The 18,632-nt window shown below is 47.8% G+C and carries 18 protein-coding genes; 17 read left to right on the top strand and 1 reads right to left on the bottom strand.

Translation table 11 applies throughout. The annotated features are described in order from the left end of the window. The 15 genes from dxr to xthA all read left to right on the top strand — a co-directional run bounded on the left by dxr (nucleotide 1) and on the right by xthA (nucleotide 14,356). Nucleotides 1-1,128, top strand: a complete 1,128-nt coding sequence (gene dxr, locus Q7P67_RS11925) for a 1-deoxy-D-xylulose-5-phosphate reductoisomerase (RefSeq protein WP_303852411.1) — start codon at nucleotides 1-3, stop codon at nucleotides 1,126-1,128. Continuing rightward, nucleotides 1,128-2,183, top strand: coding sequence for an RIP metalloprotease RseP (gene rseP, locus Q7P67_RS11920; protein ID WP_303852409.1), 1,056 nt, complete (start codon nucleotides 1,128-1,130; stop codon nucleotides 2,181-2,183). The genes dxr and rseP overlap by 1 nt, the downstream gene beginning before the upstream one ends. Nucleotides 2,184-2,390: 207 nt before the next feature. Further along, the gene (locus Q7P67_RS11915; RefSeq protein WP_303852407.1) at nucleotides 2,391-4,793 is read left to right on the top strand and encodes a flagellin; all 2,403 of its coding nucleotides are present in this window, start codon (nucleotides 2,391-2,393) and stop codon (nucleotides 4,791-4,793) included. 42 nt (nucleotides 4,794-4,835) lie between these two features. Beyond that, entirely contained in the window at nucleotides 4,836-5,009 is a 174-nt protein-coding gene (locus Q7P67_RS11910; RefSeq protein ID WP_295222939.1) for a hypothetical protein, read from the top strand. Nucleotides 5,010-5,140: 131 nt separating this feature from the next. After that, a complete protein-coding gene (gene pseB, locus Q7P67_RS11905) occupies nucleotides 5,141-6,133 on the top strand; it encodes a UDP-N-acetylglucosamine 4,6-dehydratase (inverting) (protein ID WP_303852404.1) in 993 nt (330 codons plus the stop codon). After that, nucleotides 6,134-7,297: a UDP-4-amino-4,6-dideoxy-N-acetyl-beta-L-altrosamine transaminase gene (gene pseC / locus Q7P67_RS11900; RefSeq protein WP_303852402.1), complete on the top strand. Its 1,164-nt coding sequence runs from the start codon at nucleotides 6,134-6,136 to the stop codon at nucleotides 7,295-7,297. Continuing rightward, a complete protein-coding gene (gene pseF / locus Q7P67_RS11895) occupies nucleotides 7,290-7,997 on the top strand; it encodes a pseudaminic acid cytidylyltransferase (protein WP_303852400.1) in 708 nt (235 codons plus the stop codon). The genes pseC and pseF overlap by 8 nt, the downstream gene beginning before the upstream one ends. Next, nucleotides 7,990-8,922 (top strand): UDP-2,4-diacetamido-2,4,6-trideoxy-beta-L-altropyranose hydrolase, encoded by a 933-nt coding sequence (gene pseG, locus Q7P67_RS11890; RefSeq protein ID WP_303852399.1) that lies wholly within the window; start codon nucleotides 7,990-7,992, stop codon nucleotides 8,920-8,922. The genes pseF and pseG overlap by 8 nt, the downstream gene beginning before the upstream one ends. A gap of 2 nt (nucleotides 8,923-8,924) precedes the next feature. Beyond that, complete coding sequence (locus Q7P67_RS11885; protein WP_303852397.1) at nucleotides 8,925-9,953, top strand: N-acetylneuraminate synthase family protein; 1,029 nt, start codon at nucleotides 8,925-8,927, stop codon at nucleotides 9,951-9,953. Further along, nucleotides 9,950-10,882 (top strand): ATP-grasp domain-containing protein, encoded by a 933-nt coding sequence (locus tag Q7P67_RS11880; RefSeq protein WP_303852394.1) that lies wholly within the window; start codon nucleotides 9,950-9,952, stop codon nucleotides 10,880-10,882. The genes Q7P67_RS11885 and Q7P67_RS11880 overlap by 4 nt, the downstream gene beginning before the upstream one ends. Continuing rightward, nucleotides 10,875-11,699, top strand: coding sequence for an NAD(P)-dependent oxidoreductase (locus Q7P67_RS11875; RefSeq protein WP_303852392.1), 825 nt, complete (start codon nucleotides 10,875-10,877; stop codon nucleotides 11,697-11,699). The genes Q7P67_RS11880 and Q7P67_RS11875 overlap by 8 nt, the downstream gene beginning before the upstream one ends. Next, on the top strand, nucleotides 11,696-12,412 hold the full coding sequence (locus Q7P67_RS11870) for a metallophosphoesterase (protein WP_303852390.1): 717 nt from the start codon (nucleotides 11,696-11,698) through the stop codon (nucleotides 12,410-12,412). The genes Q7P67_RS11875 and Q7P67_RS11870 overlap by 4 nt, the downstream gene beginning before the upstream one ends. After that, complete coding sequence (locus Q7P67_RS11865; RefSeq protein WP_303852388.1) at nucleotides 12,412-13,092, top strand: PIG-L deacetylase family protein; 681 nt, start codon at nucleotides 12,412-12,414, stop codon at nucleotides 13,090-13,092. The genes Q7P67_RS11870 and Q7P67_RS11865 overlap by 1 nt, the downstream gene beginning before the upstream one ends. After that, entirely contained in the window at nucleotides 13,092-13,556 is a 465-nt protein-coding gene (gene pseH / locus Q7P67_RS11860) for a UDP-4-amino-4,6-dideoxy-N-acetyl-beta-L-altrosamine N-acetyltransferase (protein ID WP_303852387.1), read from the top strand. The genes Q7P67_RS11865 and pseH overlap by 1 nt, the downstream gene beginning before the upstream one ends. Before the next feature lie 2 nt (nucleotides 13,557-13,558). After that, on the top strand, nucleotides 13,559-14,356 hold the full coding sequence (gene xthA, locus Q7P67_RS11855; RefSeq protein WP_303852385.1) for an exodeoxyribonuclease III: 798 nt from the start codon (nucleotides 13,559-13,561) through the stop codon (nucleotides 14,354-14,356). A 212-nt stretch (nucleotides 14,357-14,568) separates the two neighbouring features. On the opposite strand, the gene Q7P67_RS11850 is transcribed toward xthA, so the two are convergent. After that, nucleotides 14,569-15,537 (bottom strand): hypothetical protein, encoded by a 969-nt coding sequence (locus Q7P67_RS11850; RefSeq protein WP_303852384.1) that lies wholly within the window; start codon nucleotides 15,535-15,537, stop codon nucleotides 14,569-14,571. Between the two features lie 134 nt (nucleotides 15,538-15,671). Here Q7P67_RS11850 and Q7P67_RS11845 point away from each other — a divergent pair, with 134 nt between their 5' ends. Next, nucleotides 15,672-17,276: a sensor histidine kinase gene (locus tag Q7P67_RS11845; protein ID WP_303852383.1), complete on the top strand. Its 1,605-nt coding sequence runs from the start codon at nucleotides 15,672-15,674 to the stop codon at nucleotides 17,274-17,276. 453 nt (nucleotides 17,277-17,729) lie between these two features. After that, the gene (locus Q7P67_RS11840) at nucleotides 17,730-18,560 is read left to right on the top strand and encodes a C-GCAxxG-C-C family protein (RefSeq protein WP_303852382.1); all 831 of its coding nucleotides are present in this window, start codon (nucleotides 17,730-17,732) and stop codon (nucleotides 18,558-18,560) included. Nucleotides 18,561-18,632 lie beyond the last annotated feature (72 nt).

The following is an 18,632-nucleotide window of genomic DNA, read 5'->3' as shown; positions in this document are numbered from 1 at the left end:
ATGAAAAGAATCGGCATAATCGGCTCCACAGGTTCCATCGGAAGGCAGGCTTTAGATGTTATCGGCCGCAACCCAGGCAGATTTGACGTTGTTTTTCTGAGCTGCAACGGCAACCTTGAGCTTCTGAAACAGCAGGGCGAGCTTTGCGGCGCGAAGTATCTCTGCTCCACAGGGCTTTCCTGCGAAGGCGTTCTGTGCGGAGAAAGCGAGATACTGAAAATCATGGACAGCGAAGGGCTTGACATGGTGCTTCTGGCTGCCGTAGGCGCTGCGGGCACAGTTTACGCATATGAAACGGTTAAAAGGGGCATAACCCTTGCTCTTGCAAACAAAGAATCTATCGTGGCGTCCGGCAGGATACTGTTCGATACGGCGAAAAAGACCGGAGCAAGAATACTGCCTGTTGATTCCGAACACTCTGCAATTTTTCAGTGTCTTGAGGGGCAGGACAAAAGATTTCTTGAGCGCGTGACGCTGACAGCAAGCGGCGGCGCGTTTCGCAATACTCCTGCGGATGCTCTGGAATATGTAACCGTAGAGCAGGCGCTCAGGCACCCGAACTGGTCCATGGGCAGCAAGATAACAGTGGACAGTGCCACAATGATGAATAAAGGACTTGAACTTATTGAGGCGAGATACCTCTTTGATATAGACCCTTCCATGCTCAGTGTTGTGATACATCCCCAGTCGGTTGTTCACTCTTTTGTGTCATTCCGCGACGGGAGCATCATAGCCCAGATGGGGGAACCGGACATGCGCACGCCCATTGCCTATGCAATGGCATATCCTGAAAGGATGGAGTCGGGGGTGAAACCTCTGAATCTGGCATCGGTGGGCTGTCTGACCTTTCTGGAACCGGATATGGGTAAATATCCATGTCTCGGAATAGCAGTGGAGGTCTTGAAAAAGGACAGTAATGCTCCTATGATAGTAATGAATGCTGCTAACGAAGTTGCAGTGGCGGAGTTCATCGGCGGACAGATTGAGTACAGCGACATTGCAAAAGTAATTTCGGCTGTGCTGGATGTATGCGTGCCTGCCGAACCTGCCGAAATAGCGGACGTTCTCGCCGCCGATATGATGGCGAGGGAGGCGTCGGAAAAGATTATTAAGAGGTTTTACAGATAATGGGTATAATTTCAGCGATCATCCTTCTGGGTGTTCTAATCTTCATACATGAGCTTGGTCACTTCATTCTGGCAAAATATACCGGAGTGCTTGTTGAGCGTTTTTCAATAGGTTTCGGTCCTGTGCTTTTCAAATGGCAGAAGGGCGAAACAGAGTATGCGCTCTCTGCAATACCCCTCGGCGGATATGTCAAGATGTACGGCGAACAGCCGGACTCTGAGGTTGACCCAGAAAAGGCACACAGAGCGTTTAACAACAAGACCGTTTTTCAGCGCTTTCTGATAGTATTTGCCGGACCTTTCTTCAACTTCGTACTTGCGATAATCATATATTCTGCAATCTTCATGCACGGCACCCCAAGATTTCTTGCAGAGGTCGGCGGCGTTTCGGACGGTTCTGCGGCTGAGCAGGCCGGGCTTGCGAAGGGTGATATGATAATCTCTGTTGACGGGCGCAGCATGAAATACTGGGACGAAATGAGCGGATACGTTCAGGAAAAGGGAGGAAAGCCTGTTGTCCTCGGTATAGAGAGAGGCGGGCGCACCTTTGAAGTCTCCGTAACACCGAAAACTGTTACAGATAAGAATCTATTCGGTGAAGAGATCAAGGTGGGGCGCATAGGTGTTATGCGAGGGGAAAAGAGCGAGGTTGTGAGTCTTTCATTCCCAAAGGCAGTTTCTCAGGGCGTGACCCAGACATATAATGTAAGCGTGCTCATGGTTACAGGTGTGGTTAAGCTGTTTCAGAAGGTCGTGCCTGCGGATTCACTGGGCGGACCCATAATGATAGTGCAGATGGCTAAGGAGTCGGCAGAGACGGGGCTGGTTGCATTTTTCGGCTTTATGGCTCTTATCAGCATAAACCTTGGCATACTTAACCTCCTGCCGATACCCGTGCTTGACGGCGGGCACATATTTTTCCTGCTTATCGAGGCGATAACCAGACGTGCGGTGAGTATACGCGTGCGCGAGGTTGCCAACCTTGCGGGTATGGCGCTTCTGATGTTCGTTATGTTTTTTGCGTTTTACAACGACATAATGCGGCTCTTTAAGTAATAAATAAGCCGCTTTATCATATATAACAAAGCCTCTCCGTATTTGGAGGGGCTTTTTTTGTAAATTTTTTATTCTTTAAATTCAGTGTGTTATGAAATAATTTAAATTTTTTTTTATTTTTCCTCTAAAGAACTCATCAAATTGTGCCGATGAGAAAAATGCGCAAGGATGCGCATGACCTCTATTGAAACAATCAAGGAGGATAGAATGGCACTTACAGTCTATCAAAACATCATGTCTTTGAACTCACAAAGACACTTGAGCGGAAACCAGACAGCTCTGGCAACATCAATCGAAAGACTCTCATCAGGTCTTCGTATCAACCACGCAGCAGACGACGCATCAGGTCTTGCAATATCTGAGAAATTAAGAGGTCAAATCACCGGACTTCAGCGTGCATCTATGAACGCACAGGACGGTATCTCTATGTTGCAGACGGCTGAAGGCGCACTTGAAGAAGTCAGCTCCATGCTCCAAAGGATGCGTGAGCTGGCGGTGCAGGCGTCCAACGGTGTGTACACATCAAACGACCGTATCGAAATTCAGAAAGAGGTTGAACAGCTTAAAGACGAGATCGACAGAATCTCCACAGCAACAGAGTTCAACACCAAAAAACTTCTGAACGGCGACGGAACGGCACTTTGGTCATCAAGCTCCAGCAATATCGAAGCTATCATCAGAGACGAAGTTGCTGAAGGCAACTACAAAATCAACCTTGAGACCAAACCCGGGACAAACCAGATTTTCAAAACAGACATCATGACCCTGAACTCAGACGCGATCGCAACTGAGGTTGTTGACGGAACAAACGACACAAACATAGCCTCCGTAACCAATGCAAGCCAGCTTGCATCAACAGGAACAAGCTATTACACCGTTTCAGTCGGCGATATTGACGCAGCAACAACAACAAGTGCATCAGTGTCTCTGACAGGTGCATACATGCAGACAGGTTCCGGATTTTCCATATCGTCCGTAGGCTCCGACGCAGCATCTACAGCAACATCCTCCGGCTATATCGAAGTGATGTTCGAAGACGATATCGCCACAGGAACCACAGCAAGCTATAAAGCGCAGATAAGATATATCAACGCCCTGACAGGTACTGTCAGCGAGTGGGAAACAATCAACATCAGTGCCACAGGTTCAGTTGTAACCATCACTGCGAGCAACACTACAGGTCTTCTGGATTCTGCTAACGGAACGCTTGCTTTCAATCTTACTCTGGATCTCGGCGTCAGCGGTTCCATACAGGACGGCGATAAAGTTCTGCTCAGCTTCACAGGAGAGCACACTGCCCCCGCAGGCAGCGTTGCAACATCAGGCGGCGGTACGATAACAGTTTCAGGCGGTCCTCAGGGGCAGACAGGTCCCACCCTGAAGTTCCTTGACCCTGAATCTCTCACCGTTCATAACAACGAAGACAACTTTGTCGATACAAACGGCGTGACAGTTTACTATGCGAGCATAAACACAGAGACAGGCAACATCGACCTTGGAAACATGACAATCAACTTCAAGGAAGACAGCAACGAAGGTACTCCCGACCCCACAGGTAAAACCACTACCGGCGATCTCAGCCTGAAAGTTAACGGAGCAGGTGAAGCGGCAGCCACAACCACCAAGCTCAAAGATCTTTCAGTGTTCACTGATTCCGACGGAAACAACCTGTTTTCAAACAAACAGGAGCTTACAATCTGGGGTAACGGCACATCCGCAACAATTTATCTGGAAGCGGACGACACCATCGCCGACTTTGAGCAGAAGCTCTCAGATGCAATCGTAAGCGGTCTGGGTATGGGTTCCGACAACAACAACGTTAACAGCCACCTTGTAGACTATGTTTCTCTGGCAAACCAGAAGGGCGGCATCAAAGCGGTTGAAGGTACTTTCATCATCCAGACAGCACTTACAGGCGAACAGGGACAGCTTGCATTCTCCGGTGACGAAGACCTTATCAACGGTCTCGGTCTCAACCAGATACAGGCAGCTACCAACAACACCACCAAAGTGACAGTTTATAACGCACACACAGGTGAGCTTGTCGGTACGGACGAAACAGGAAACGACAGAGTATACGGCATAATAGACGGTGTTGAGATAGTTCTCGATTCCAGAGCGGGTGTTGACGAATCATGGAATACCACAAAGGAACAGGTTGACTTCACAACAAACGCCGCTGCTGCGAAAGAAAACTTCTATCTGCACATAGTGGATAACTCCACAGACCTTCAGATAGGTGCAAACGCAGGACAGACACTTGCCGTAAGTATTCCTCAGCTCGATGTCACAGGTCTCGGTCTGGACAACATCACTATGGTATCTCAGGATCTCGCACAGGCTGCGATTCCGGATATCGACGCCGCTATCGCTCAGGTAGTAAGCGTAAGAGCCACAATCGGTGCGCAGGTCAACAGACTTGAACACACAATCGCAAACCTTGACACGGCGGAAGAGAACATGACAACTGCCGAATCAAGAATTCGCGACCTCGATATGGCTGAAGAGATGTCTACATTTACAAGGTATCAGATGCTGGCTCAGGCGGGCGTTTCAATGCTTGCTCAGGCAAATCAGGTACCTCAGATGGCAATGCAGCTTCTTCAATAAGCTGGGGCGCCTTATAAAATGTAGTTTTTGGAGGAAAATACTATGGCTGCAATGACTGTACAGAAAAAAGACAATAATAACAATAAATCGCAGATGGAACAGCTTAACGATATGCTTAAAGAGATGTTTCAGACAAATTTCTACGGTTCCGTTGAAGTGAAATTCGAAGCGGGAAGGGTAACCATCATCCGCAAAACGGAATCCGTAAAACTGTAAAATAAACAGGGAAGAGTTACCCGAAAGGGCGGTCATGGCAGTGACCGCCCTTTGTTGTTTAAAGGGTCAGACAATTCAATTGTATATTCGGGTTCCATGGGCTACTATTTTAAAAGAATAGGGAGTACAAGATGTTTAACGGTAAAAATATCCTCATCACCGGAGGCACAGGCAGCTTCGGAAAGAAATTCACTGAAATCCTGCTCAAAAAATTTCAGCCCAACAGGGTTATAATATACAGCCGCGACGAGCTGAAACAGTTCGAGATGTCAATGGTGTTCAACCAGCCGTGCATGAGATATTTCATAGGCGACGTGCGGGACGGCGAAAGGCTTAAAGAGGCGATGCAGGGCGTGGACTACGTTGTCCATGCGGCGGCGCTGAAACAGGTGCCCGCTGCGGAATATAACCCTATGGAGTGTATAAAGACAAACATCCACGGTGCGGAGAACGTCATTCAGGCGGCTCTTTACAACCATGTGGATAAGGTCATCGCCCTTTCAACTGATAAGGCGGCAAACCCGGTTAATCTTTACGGAGCGACAAAGCTGGCGTCCGATAAACTTTTCATAGCTGCAAACAACATTGTTGGCAAACGCAGAAGCCGTTTTTCCGTAGTGCGTTACGGCAACGTTATCGGCAGCCGCGGTTCGGTTGTTCCCGTTTTTCAGAAAATGATAAACGACGGGGTAAAGGAACTGCCCATCACCGACGTCAAAATGACGCGGTTTCTGATTACACTTGCACAGGGTGTCGGCTTCGTTCTGAAAAACTTTCAGAGGATGCAGGGAGGCGAGATTTTCGTGCCCAAGATACCGTCCATGTATATGACGGAACTGGCAAGCGCTATGGCGCCTGAGCTTCCACAGAAGATTATAGGCATCCGCCCCGGCGAAAAACTCCACGAGACAATGTGTCCGGCGGACGATTCCCATCTTACATACGAATTTGACGACCATTATGTCATAACCCCAACGATACAGTTCGCCTTTCGGGTGGATTTTTCAAAAAACCTGCTGGGCGAAACAGGACACAAAGTACCGCAGGGTTTTGAATACAGCTCGGAAAAAAATACCGAATGGCTCTCCCACGGTCAGTTCAGGGAGCTTCTTAAAGAGGTGTAGATGTCATTCATACCATACGGAAGGCAAAGCGTTGACAATGACGATATAGAGTCCGTTGCAGAGGTTCTGCGCTCGGACTGGCTCACAACGGGACCCAAGATAGCTGAATTTGAAAAGGTTCTGTGCTCTCTCACCGGAGCGGCGTATTCTGTTGTCGTGAGCAGCGGCACGGCTGCCCTGCACCTTGCGTCCCTTGCGCTTCTGTCCGAAAAGGACAGGGTTATCACCACGCCGAACTCATTCGCTGCAACGGCAAATTCAATTCTTTATGCTGGCGGCGAGCCTGTATTCTGCGACATAACACCGTACGGAAATATAGACCTTGACCTTTGCGAAGAGATGATAAAGAAAGACGGAAGTATCAAAGCATTATATGCTGTGCACTTTTCAGGCAATCCAGTCAGCCAGTCGAAACTGCGATATCTAAGAGAAACTTATAATATCAAAATATTGGAAGACTGCGCCCACTCGATAGGCGCTTCTGACGGTGGATCCAAAGCCGGAAGCTGCGCCGGCTCCGACTGCTCAATACTTTCGTTCCATCCTGTCAAACATTTTACCACTGGCGAAGGCGGGGCTGTGACCACCAATTCGAAAGAGATATCCGATAAAGTTTCCATGCTGCGCACCCACGGCATCGTTCGCGACGGGTTCGTCAACGACGGCATGGCTTACGATATCAGGGGCAACAGAAACCCATGGTATTACGAGATGCAGGAACTCGGATACAACTACCGCATAACAGACATACAATGTGCTCTTGGCATATCACAAATCAAGAGACTCGGCGGTTTCTTAAAAAGGCGCAGGGAGCTTGCACAGCGGTATGATGCAGCTTTCGCAGACGGTTCGGTTCGCCCTTTGTATACATATAACGGAAGCTCGTCCTATCACCTTTACGTCGCTATGGCAGATTTTGAAAAATGCGCACTGACCAGAGCGGAGTTTTTTATGAAAATGCGCGAGCGGGGCATAGGACTCCAGCTTCACTATATACCTATAAATAAACAGCCGTATTACAAAGCACTTGGATACGGTGAAGAGTATACTCCGGTTATGGATGAATATTATGAAAAATGTTTCTCGCTTCCCATGTACCCGTCGCTGACAGATGCAGAGCAGGATATGGTTATCGAATCCTTAAAGGAGCTTATCTGTGGATAGAGCGCTTGCGGTGATACCCGCACGGGGAGGCAGCAAACGCATACCCCGTAAAAATATCAGGGACTTTTACGGAAAGCCGCTGATAGCCTATTCAATTCAGGCTGCTGTCGACAGCGGACTTTTTGCCCGCGTTGTTGTGTCCACAGACGATGAAGAGATTGCATCCGTTGCGCGCCAGTACGGTGCTGAGGTGCCGTTTGTCCGCCCGAAAGAGCTTGCGGACGATTTCACCGGAACCGCCGCCGTTGTTGAGCACGCCGCTGAATATTTTGAAAAGCAGGGCGAAAATTACGATTTCATCTGCACGATATACGCCACAGCGCCCTTTGTCCGCGCTGAATACATCCGAAAAGGCTATGAACTGCTGAAAGACAGCGATGCTGTGAACGCCTTTTCATGCGCCACCATGCCGTTTCCAGTGCAGAGAACCTTTAAGATTGACGGAAGTGGCAGGGCAGAGATGTTTTTTCCTGAGTGCTACGCCGTGCGCAGTCAGGATCTGGAGGAGGCGTATCAGGACGCGGGGCAGTTTTACTGGACATGCAGAAGCAGACAGAAACAGTATCCTGCTGCCGTTATGTTCAGCAAAGTCAGCATTCCCGTTGTGATACCCCGCTATCTGGTGCAGGACATCGACACGCCGGAGGACTGGAAGCGGGCTGAACTCATGTTCGAGGCTATAAAGAGAGCCGATGGCTAAGGTTGTCATAAGGGCGGATTCGTCTTATAAAAAGGGTATCGGGCATATCATGCGCGACCTTGTGCTGGCGGAGCAGTTCGGCGACGTGCTGTTTGCCGTGCGGGAACTGGAAGGCAGCATAAACCATAAGATAGCTGAATCGGGTTATCCTTTCGAGCTGCTGTCAGACGGCAGTGCGGAGGAGCTTGCACAGCTCATAAAAAAACATGGCGCAGAGACCCTTGTCATAGATAATTACGACATCGGTTACGATTACGAAAAGCGGATAAAGGAACTTACGGACGTAAGACTTATCTGTCTGGACGATTACTATGAAAAACATTTCTGCGACGTGCTTTTAAGCCCGAACATGTCCGCCGACCCTGAAAGGTATAAAGGGCTTGTGCCGGACGGCTGCGAACTGAGATGCGGCATGAAGCATGTTCTGGTGCGCCGCGAGCTGAGAGAGGCGCGGTCGGCGGGCTATAAGCGTATAAAAGGCAGGGTTTTCGTCGCCATGGGCGGCGCGGACTCGTACAATATGAATATCCCTGTGCTGGAGCAGATATTGAAGGTGCCGGAACTCACCGCCGACGTGGTTACAACGACTGCAAACGGCAGGCTTAATGATCTGCTGGAATATGCTGCGGGAAAGAGAGGCATAAGTCTCCACGTCGATTCGGAAAGCGTAGGCAAACTGATGGCTGCGGCTGATTTCGGCGTGATAACCGCCAGTGTGACCGCGAACGAGGCTGTTTTTATGGGACTGCCGTTCATCGCCGTAAAAGTTGCGGAGAATCAGCATGAGATATATAATTATCTGAGGAACAAAGATTTTTTATGTGTTGAAAAAGAGGAGATGGATATCCTGCCCGACCTTGTAAGGCGTCTTTCAGCACACAGAAACAGATACGAAAAAATAACCCGAAACGTTGCGGAGAGCTGAATATGAACGTTTTTGAGATAAACGGAAGAAAGATAGGCGAAGGCTTCCCCGTGTATGTGATCGCGGAGATAGGTAGCAACCACAACGGCGACTACAGCATCGCCCTTGAGATGATAGACAGAGCGAAAGAGGCCGGATGCGACGCTGTGAAGTTCCAGACCTTCCGCGCGAAAGACCACTATTCCGTGTATACCCCCCTCCACTTGAAATATGACAAAAATATCCACGAGCTTATAAAGGAACTTGAGATAGACCGGAGCTGGCACTCGAAGCTGAAAAGATACTGCGACAGCAAGGGAATCGATTTCTTCACCTCCCCGTGTGACAGGGAATCGGTGGACGAGATGAAGGCTCTGGGCTGCGGAGTTTTAAAGGTTGCCTCCTTCGATATGACGGACGTTACCCTTGTCGATTATATGGCGAAGACCGGACTGGGAGTGATACTCTCCACAGGACTTGCGACCATGGGCGACATAGAGAACGCTGTAAACGCCTGCCGGAAAGCTGGAAACGGTAACTTTGCACTGCTCCAGTGCACGTCGCTGTATCCGGCACCTGCGCATCTTTCTAACCTGCGCGCAATGGACACCATGGCTCGTTCCTTCGGCTGTGTAACGGGCTATTCCGATCACACCATGGGCGATCATATCCCAGTCGCTGCGGTTGCAATGGGCGCGAAGATAATAGAGAAGCATTTCACCCTGAGCCGCGTTATGCAGGGTCCGGATCATCCGTTTGCCATGGAACCGGACGAACTGAAAGCCATGGTGGAGAAGATACGGGACGTTGAACAGGCTTTCGGCGACGGCATGAAGAACGGCGCGCGTGACGAGGAGAAGGAAAATTTCAGCCTCCGCCGCAGTATAATAGCCGCAAAGGACATTGCCGAAGGAAGTGTCATCACCGGAGACGATATAGTGATAAAGCGCCCAGGATACGGTATTCTGCCGCAGTTTAAGGATATTGTGACAGGCAGAAGGGCGAAAAGGGACATAAAAGCGGACGAATGGATAACGTGGGAGATGGTATGAGAAAAAAACTGCTTATCTCCGGCGCGGGCGGCTCGCTTTTTCCATATCTTACGGACGTGCTGTCTGAAAAATATGACGTTATCCTGACGGACAGCAGTGAGCTGGTGAAAAAACTCTATCCCGAAAGTGATATCCGCATAGTTCCGAAAGTTGTTGACCCGTCATTTGAGAAGACCATGACGGACATTATAAAAAATGAAGGCGTGGATTATTATATACCTCTGATAGATGAGGAGATTCTTATTGCGCACAGGGTAGCCGCAGAATGTGGAGTAAGGGTGCTTTCGCCTTCTCCTGAGTTCGTGAGCCTGTGCCTCGACAAGCTGGCGTTGATGAAAGCACTTGCTGAGTGCGGAATTTCAGTTATCCCAACGGAAACCGCAGACAGATACGACGGTTCATATGGTTTCCCCCTGTTTCTGAAACCGAAAACGGGCAGAGGCAGCCGAGGAGCCATGAGAATATGCAGTCGGGAGGCGTTCGATGCCTATTTCGTGCTGGAAAACTACACTAAAGAAGAGGTGCTTGTGCAGCCTTACATCGACGGGCAGGAATACACCGTGAGCGTGGTGACCAATAGCGTTAACAGACTGATTTCCGTCGTGCCTAAAATAGTTTATCTGAAACAGGGCGTAACGAAGCACGCCGCCTGTGCACATCATAAAGGCATAGAGACGCTTTGCAGAAAAGTCGTTGAGAACTTCACCCCATGCGGTTCTTTCAACGTACAACTCAAAGAGGACGGCGGAAAACTGCATATATTCGAGATAAACCCCAGATATTCAACTACTCTGGTTCTAAGCACAGCCGCCGGAATAAACGAGATAGACCTCAACATTGAGCACTATGATGATAATAATGCTCCGTATCTTGATGAATTCAAAAGCGTTGAACTGATTAGGCGCTGGGAGAACGTTTTTTATGGGTGAAACCCTTGTGGTGGGCGGAAGCGGATACATCGGTCGCCATATGCGTAAGGTGCTGCCGGAGTTCATATATCTTTCAAGCGGAGATATGAATATCCTCAGCCGGATATCTGTGGCTGAATATCTGAACGGCAGAGACGTCAGTTTATGTATAATCCTCGCTGCGGTAAAGAGTTACGACAGAACGGCTGATATCACTAAGGAACCGTTCCTTACAAACGTAGCCGGGCTTGACATCCTCCTTTCAGAGCTTAAAAAACGTGACGTAAGAATAATATATTTCAGCAGTATGACAGTATATTCTCCGGAAAATTCTGGTGCAACGGACGAGAACGGGCTTATAGCCCCTATGCACGGATACGGGCTTTCAAAGCTGTACGCGGAGCATATGCTGTGTTTTCATAATCTGCCGACCGCTGTTCTGCGAATACCGGGAGTTTACGGCGGCGAAAGGATGGACGGTTATATCCATAACGCTGTCAGAAAGATAGCCAAGGGTGAAACGTTTGAACCGGATTTCACAGACATGGGCTATTGGTGCACGATACACATCGACGACCTTCTGCATATGCTGATAGCTTTCATTCATTCATACACCTTTGAAAAGCGTTTTGAGATATTTAATCTTTCCTACGGAGAGGATACAGACCCTTTAGCGACTGCCGTTTTCATTAAAAAGTTTCTGAAATCGGAATCTGAAATAAGACATATCGGCAGTTATTCAAAGTTCTATCTCACCAGCAGCAGGCTGGATTCCGGATGCCGACCTCTTATGAGGTATTACGACAGACTTTCAAAATATATCAGAGAGATAGTATGATATTTGTTATCGGCGACGTCCACGGCGAGATATCAAAACTGGAATCTCTGCTGAGAAATATTGCCGTTATTGATAAAAGCCCGCAGTATGTTTTCATAGGAGACTGCATAAACAAGGGCGAAGACTCTAAGGCTGTGCTTGATATGCTCGTGACTATGAAAAACTCAGTGTTTCTCATGGGGAATCACGAATATTACTATCTTTCCTATCTGAAAGACGGCTCATGCGCCGATAAACTGCTGAAATACGGTTTAAAAAGCACGTTTATTGACCTTAAAATGACGTTGGATACCGTAAACGAGCTATTATATCAGCCTTACAGGGCATATTTTGACAACCTGATGAACTTTTATGAGACCGGAAAGTATTTCATAAGCCACAGCGGGCTTCCTGCGGACTGTTACGATACTGCACCGGAAAATATTCCCACGGAAAAATACATTCACAACAGATACGATTTCCTGAGCAATATGAACAGAATAAGAGGAAAAAAGATAATATTCGGGCATACGGGATTCTTCCATGTTTATGTGGATGATGCTAAGATAGGACTGGACACCTCCGCCGTGTATATCAGAGAGAATCCGCTGACTGCTTTCTGCACGGACGAAGGCTTTTTCATAGACAGTGCAGGCGCGCTTTACCGACCGGAAGACGTGAAAACGTGCCCGTCTATTCCAAGAAAAGAACCGTACAGGTACGGAGATGCATAATGACAAAGAAAATACTGATAGTTGCCGCCCATCCCGACGACGAGGTTCTGGGCTGTTTCGGTACAGTGGCGCGCATGATAGAAGAGGGGTGCGAGGCCTACACGCTTATTCTCGGAGAGGGCAAGACCAGCCGCGGCGACAGCAGGGACGTTTCCGCCAGAGGGGATGAGATCGCAGCTCTCAATAACGAGATGAAGCTGGCTAACAACCTTATAGGTATTAATAAAGTCTTTACGGCAGGGCTGCCGGACAACAGGTTCGACAGTGTTGATCTTCTTGATGTTGTTAAAGCTGTTCTGACAGTTAAAGAGGAAATTAAGCCGGATATAGTGTTCACCCACTATGCAAACGACCTGAACATAGACCACAGAGTGACCTACAACGCAGTACTGACGGCTTGCAGACCTATGGAGAATGAGACCGTGAAAGAGATATACTCTTTCGAGGTTCTTTCCTCAACCGAGTGGAACTACCCGCTGACCTTTTCGCCGGACATATATTTTGACATATCCGGCTCAATATCCAAAAAGAAAGAGGCAATGGCGCTTTATGGATCTGAAATAAGGGATTTTCCGCATCCCAGAAGTGTTGAGGGTATAGAGCTTAACGCACGTTGGCATGGTATGCGCACAGGGCTTGCATACGCCGAGGTATTTAAAACTGTCAGAGTTATAAAGTAATGACAGAACTGATAAATTTTACGGAGCTCACCCATGCGGACAAGATGACCGTACTTGCGTGGCGTAACGATGACAGGATAAGATTTAATATGTATTCTACTGATATCATAGAAGAATCCTCTCATCTTGCCTTCATTGAATCTCTTAGGAATGCAACCGACAGGGTGTATTTTCTTGTCAGGCAGGACGGAGAACCTTTGGGCTGTATATATTTCACTGATATAAAAGAGAAAAATGCTGTGATGGGTATTTATGCAGCGCCTGACGTGAAAGGGGCGGGAAAAATTCTGATGGATGTACTTTTATTATACGCCTTTGACTGCCTGCGGGTGGATACTGTGACCTCGGAAGTTTTCGCAGATAACGAGCGTGCGCACAAACTTTATGTAAAGTATGGTTTTGCTGACATTTCAGAGAAAACAGTCAACGGAAGAAGAGTAAAAATAATGGAGCTGAAAAAGTAATCATGAAAATAGTTAGCTTTAATGTCAATAGTATACGGACAAGACTTCATCAAATTCAGAAACTAATCGACAGACATTCCCCTGATATAATAGGTTTACAGGAAACCAAGGTTCAGGACCATGAATTTCCCGTGGCGGAGATAAACGCCATGGGGTACCACGTCGAGTTCACCGGACAGAAGACCCATTACGGTGTTGCCGTTATGTCGAAAGTTAAGCCTGTAAAGGTACAGAAGAACTTTCCGTCGGATGGGGACGACGCGCAGAAACGTATGCTCATGTGTGCATATGATAATCTTATCTTCGTAAACGGCTATTTCCCGCAGGGGGAGAGCCGAGACCATGCGGTAAAATTTCCTGCAAAAGCAAAGTTTTACACTGATATGTCAAACTATCTGAAGAGCTGCTGCGCCCAAGGTGCTGATGTCGTTCTCGTGGGCGACATGAACGTGGCTCCAACGGATTTTGATATAGGCATAGGCGAGCAGAACGCGAAAAGATGGCTGAAAGAGGGCAAGACCAGCTTTCTGCCGGAGGAGCGGGAATGGTTCGAAAAGATGTGCGGTTGCGGTCTGAAAGACGTTTACAGAGGGCTTTACCCTGATAGCAAAGAATTTTTCAGCTGGTTTGATTACAGAAGCAAAGGTTTCGAGGCGGAACCGAAACGCGGACTGCGCATAGATCATATTCTTGCAACAGAAGGGCTTGCATCAAGATGTGTTGCCGCCGGAATAGATTACGATGTCAGAGGCATGGAAAAACCTTCCGACCATGCGCCTGTGTGGGCGGAGTTTAAATAGACTTCGTGCACAGGGAAATAACTTTGAGGTGCGCGCTATTACCTGAGCGTATCCCGTAACAGCCTACGCATATTCCACGTCTTCGCGAGGAGTAACACTACGAAGCGAACTTCCGCGCAAAGATACAGTGGTGCCATCATTTAATTGACTTGGGAGACTGCTTCACATCAGTTTGCAGTGACGCTATTTTTACGTCATCAGTGTTTCCCGTTCTACTTCTTTCTCTGGTTCAGTTTCGAGTAGATGAAATATACAGGAAAAACTATGTCAGTTGCCAGAAACAGGCATATCCAGAGCATCATAAAGCTGACCACTATCTTGCGCAGATGGGTCGTGTTTTCCGTATCGGTTATGAGATGTGCCCAGTGGGGTTTCACCTCGCGATAGGGTGCGAAGGTGTATACGAATTTAGGCTTTAAAGGTGTGATAGTCTCTTTTTTCAGAATACCGAAGATGTTGTTGCCCATTAGCACATATACTGATGCGAAGTCGGATCTTTCCGCGAAATAAGGGTGGCTTTCCGTCGGTTTTCCGGCAAAACAGTGGTCGTTTCCGCCCACACATTCAAGCCTGACGTGCCTTTTTTTTGATATCCTGTCCGCCATATTTGTGAATGACAGCGGGTGGGAATTATCGTCAAACGGGATTATTGCGTAATAGGGGTCGATGAAAAACCATTTTTTACCGTCGAAAATCTCAACGCCGTAGTGCCTGTCGTTTTTAACCATGCGGGTTTCGAGTCCGGTGTAGTTTGCCAGAACGGAAAAAACTTCTGCAAAATCCTTGGAGCATCCCTTGCGGTGCTCAGTCATATCTATTTTTTCAACTATATCCTTGCCGTCGAGACACATGCCGTCGCCTGATTTTCCCATTATCTTAACGATCAGTCCGGCGCGTTCAACAGGCGGAACGGCGGATATTCCGGTAAGATAGCGTCTTTGAATGTTAGTTTCGGTGAAAATGCGGTTATAGCCTTCATTTCTGTCCGTTTCCGAGTCCCTTTTAAAAGAACTGCCGAGAAGTTCGGGCGAAAATGTCATGTATCCTGCTGAGACCTTTTTCGAATAAAAGATATCCTCAAAAACTGAGATGATGCCGTCGGATTTCATGGAATATACCAGAATGACGGCTAAAATAATATTGAGCATGAAAAAAGACGTAATGAATTTTTCTGTTTTCATATTTTCTCCGTATGCGGCGCATATTATAAATCAGTCTGTTTTATTTTACAAATGCAATAAGTGTGACATTCCTGTGATATCTTTTTTTCTGCTATATACATGAAAAAGAAGTCTAAACGTGGTATAAGTTCTGTATGAGACAACCTTTGAATCCAGACATGGCGCAAATGCTGAAAAAGATGGTGCAGACCGGAGAATCGTGGCTTGTAAAGCGGGTCATGTCCTATCTGAAAGAACAGGGTTATGACGTTTATCTGCCTGACACGGATAAATGGCTGGTTAATGCTCTGCGCCAGCTCAACCGCCCTGTGGCGGATACTCCCGTGGCATATTTCGGTGTGCCGGAGCTGCATCCCCACGCAGATTTCAGCAGCGACCCATATGCGCTTTTCGGCATAACGCAGGCAAGGCTGTTTCTGCGACGAAATCTCGACGTTGTGATATTTTTCGGTATCTTTAAATATATCCGCCAGTCATACGAGGATCTTATCCAGCTTAATACCTCATGCGAGGAGGACTGTCGTCTTTGCCGCTCGTTTATGAAGCGCTATTTCGATCACATCGAGCTTGGATTCATGAGCGAGTATAAAGAGTACGCGGTGAAAGGTTTCCGTACTTTCAGCGGCGAAAGTGCCGGACAGGCTGCCGGGATAAGGCTTGCTGAGAGCGAATCATTCCGCAGCACCCTTCTGGAAGGTATAGCGGGAGCCGCTCTGGTACTTAACATGGAAACAGGCACCGTTGAAGAGTTCAACAGGAAGGCAAGAGAGATGCTGCCGTTTATCAGCGGTGATGAGGGTGCTCAGGAACCTGTATTTTATGATGACACAGGTATCAACCCCATGGGACTGTTCGAACTTGCCGAAAAGGCCGGAAGCAACGAGGAAAAACTCATGGAAACCTCCGGCGGCACAATGCCCATAAGGGTTTTCAGCATTGAGGTATGGCTCCAGAGTCAGCGGCACAGATTTGTCATTATGTTCGATATAACACGTGAAAAAATGCTTGAGAGAAGGCTGGGACACGTTCAGCATCTTGAGTCCATAGGCGAGATAGCGCTGGGGCTGCCGATAAGAATGGGTGCCGCCTCCGCAGACATAACCGCAACTCTGAAATCTGCAATTCAGGCGTTGAAGGAGTGCCCGAACCGCTGCGGTTCAATCGCGGCGAACGAGCTTCTTCCTCACGTCATTGAGGCGGAGAAATATCTGAACGAACTCACCGCCATTCTTAATGCGCTTGCATCCATAACCCAGAAGGACAACATAGAGAAGGAGCACGTTTTCATAGACACTCTTGTGAAAAACTGCGTACTTCTCACCAGCGACAAATGGGAACCATACTGCGAGATGGAGCTTAACCTCGCAAAACAGCACGGAGTTCTGCGTTGCTATGCGGATGAGATAGGACAGATGGTGCTCAACCTGCTGGTGAATGCAGCCTATGCCGTGAGGAAAAAAAGTGAAGCGGACGGCACGAAGGGCAGGATAACCGTGTCAACAAGATACACCAGAGAGTTTTTCGAACTGAAAGTTGCTGACACAGGGATAGGTATCAAAAAGCAGGACTATAAAAGGGTATTCGACCCAGGATTCACTACAAAGGCTATAGGCAGAGGAACGGGGCACGGTCTGGCACTGGTATACGACATAGCCGTCAACAGGTATAAGGGCACAATAGAGTTCAAAAGCACCGAAGGAGTGGGCACAGAGTTTACCGTCCGTATTCCTCTCAACTGATCTTCCTTTTCTTTTTATGGCAAAAGCCCGCCATGCAGGTTTGTCTGTTTCTTTTCGAATAAATAACGACATATTTTATCTTATTACGTGCTGACAGTTGTTTATAATATATTCAAGTATTCATATAAATAATTATACATTATCGCAGAAGACTGTAAATATCATATGCCCGCTATTGTTTCATGTAAGAACTGTTATTCATTCGTTATTTTAAAAATTATTAACAAAAGATAAAAATGAAATGGCACATAATGTTGCGGCAAACTATGAAAAAAATCGGTTTTCGTTTAGTTAGGAGTGCATTAGATAGAGTTGACGAAGAATTTAAACGTATATATAAATCTGATAACGGTGCGTATCGGTGCGGCATTATCCGTCTTACAGAGCCGTACTTTTTTTTACGCGCCTATCGTTATATAAAAAAATATATAACGTATTATTCGGAGGTCTAGTATGGAAGAGAAGATTACTCGCAGAGACATTCTGGCAAAGGCAGCCGTTTTGAGTGTCGGTATAGCCGTCGGCAGTGCGGGAACACGCATCGCATCCGCAGATACTGCCGAACCCTGCCCCACAGAACCCGGAAGTAAAAAAGAGGAGACCCAAAGCGGTGAAGAACCGTTGATGAGACAGTGGCCGTGGCCTTATGTCAAACTCGATCCGGTTGCAACGGCTGAACTCGCATACAACGGATGGTATGAACTGGGCTGCGGCGGAACAGTCGTAATGTCCATTTTCAGCCAGCTTGCTGAAAAGGTGGGGGAGCCTTATAAATCTTTTCCCGATGAAACGTTCGTGATATTTGAAGGCGGTCTCGGCGGGTGGGGAACACTCTGCGGTTCGCTCAACGGCGCTGCTATGGTATGCAGTCTCATAATAGGTCCTCCTACTAAGGATGAAACGTCAGTTCTTATGGCTATCAATACTATGGACTGGTACAGTCACGCAAATATGCCCATCTACGTTCCCAAAGAACCCAAAGCCAACAAGGACAGCATTGTGCATACGGTGAGCGATTCGACCCTCTGCCATGTTTCTGTGGGAAGGTGGGAGAAAGCGTCAAAATTTGCAACAAGCAGCCCCGAACGCAAGGACAGGTGCGCAAGGGTCTCGGCTTCCGTCGCTTATAAGCTGGTTATGACCCTTAACGACTGGGTTGACGGCAACTATCATGAAGAAGTTACATGGTTCGGACCGCAGAAAGCCCTTATGCCTGCCCAGTACAACTGCGCGGACTGCCACGGCAAAAACATCCCCAAAGCTCCCGGATTTGTAAAAAAATAATTCTAAAGGAGCTAAACCATGAACAGAAGATACTTTGTTAAGGGACTGGGTACGATAACCCTGTATTCGTTT

It is taken from the genome of Seleniivibrio woodruffii (genome assembly GCF_029267515.1).
Lineage (GTDB): Bacteria > Chrysiogenota > Deferribacteres > Deferribacterales > Geovibrionaceae > Seleniivibrio > Seleniivibrio woodruffii_A.
Note: the sequence above shows the minus strand (reverse complement) of the source record. Positions and strands in the feature narration are given on the sequence as shown.

Coding starts and splice junctions, on each gene's coding strand:
- Q7P67_RS11840 (WP_303852382.1), top strand. CDS start 17,730: ATGGAAGAGAAGATTACTCGCAGAGACATTCTGGCAAAGGCAGCCGTT.
- Q7P67_RS11910 (WP_295222939.1), top strand. CDS start 4,836: ATGGCTGCAATGACTGTACAGAAAAAAGACAATAATAACAATAAATCG.
- Q7P67_RS11880 (WP_303852394.1), top strand. CDS start 9,950: ATGAGAAAAAAACTGCTTATCTCCGGCGCGGGCGGCTCGCTTTTTCCA.
- pseG (WP_303852399.1), top strand. CDS start 7,990: ATGGCTAAGGTTGTCATAAGGGCGGATTCGTCTTATAAAAAGGGTATC.
- pseH (WP_303852387.1), top strand. CDS start 13,092: ATGACAGAACTGATAAATTTTACGGAGCTCACCCATGCGGACAAGATG.
- Q7P67_RS11845 (WP_303852383.1), top strand. CDS start 15,672: ATGAGACAACCTTTGAATCCAGACATGGCGCAAATGCTGAAAAAGATG.
- Q7P67_RS11850 (WP_303852384.1), bottom strand. CDS start 15,537: ATGAAAACAGAAAAATTCATTACGTCTTTTTTCATGCTCAATATTATT.
- rseP (WP_303852409.1), top strand. CDS start 1,128: ATGGGTATAATTTCAGCGATCATCCTTCTGGGTGTTCTAATCTTCATA.
- dxr (WP_303852411.1), top strand. CDS start 1: ATGAAAAGAATCGGCATAATCGGCTCCACAGGTTCCATCGGAAGGCAG.
- Q7P67_RS11885 (WP_303852397.1), top strand. CDS start 8,925: ATGAACGTTTTTGAGATAAACGGAAGAAAGATAGGCGAAGGCTTCCCC.
- Q7P67_RS11875 (WP_303852392.1), top strand. CDS start 10,875: ATGGGTGAAACCCTTGTGGTGGGCGGAAGCGGATACATCGGTCGCCAT.
- Q7P67_RS11915 (WP_303852407.1), top strand. CDS start 2,391: ATGGCACTTACAGTCTATCAAAACATCATGTCTTTGAACTCACAAAGA.
- pseC (WP_303852402.1), top strand. CDS start 6,134: ATGTCATTCATACCATACGGAAGGCAAAGCGTTGACAATGACGATATA.
- Q7P67_RS11865 (WP_303852388.1), top strand. CDS start 12,412: ATGACAAAGAAAATACTGATAGTTGCCGCCCATCCCGACGACGAGGTT.
- xthA (WP_303852385.1), top strand. CDS start 13,559: ATGAAAATAGTTAGCTTTAATGTCAATAGTATACGGACAAGACTTCAT.
- pseB (WP_303852404.1), top strand. CDS start 5,141: ATGTTTAACGGTAAAAATATCCTCATCACCGGAGGCACAGGCAGCTTC.
- Q7P67_RS11870 (WP_303852390.1), top strand. CDS start 11,696: ATGATATTTGTTATCGGCGACGTCCACGGCGAGATATCAAAACTGGAA.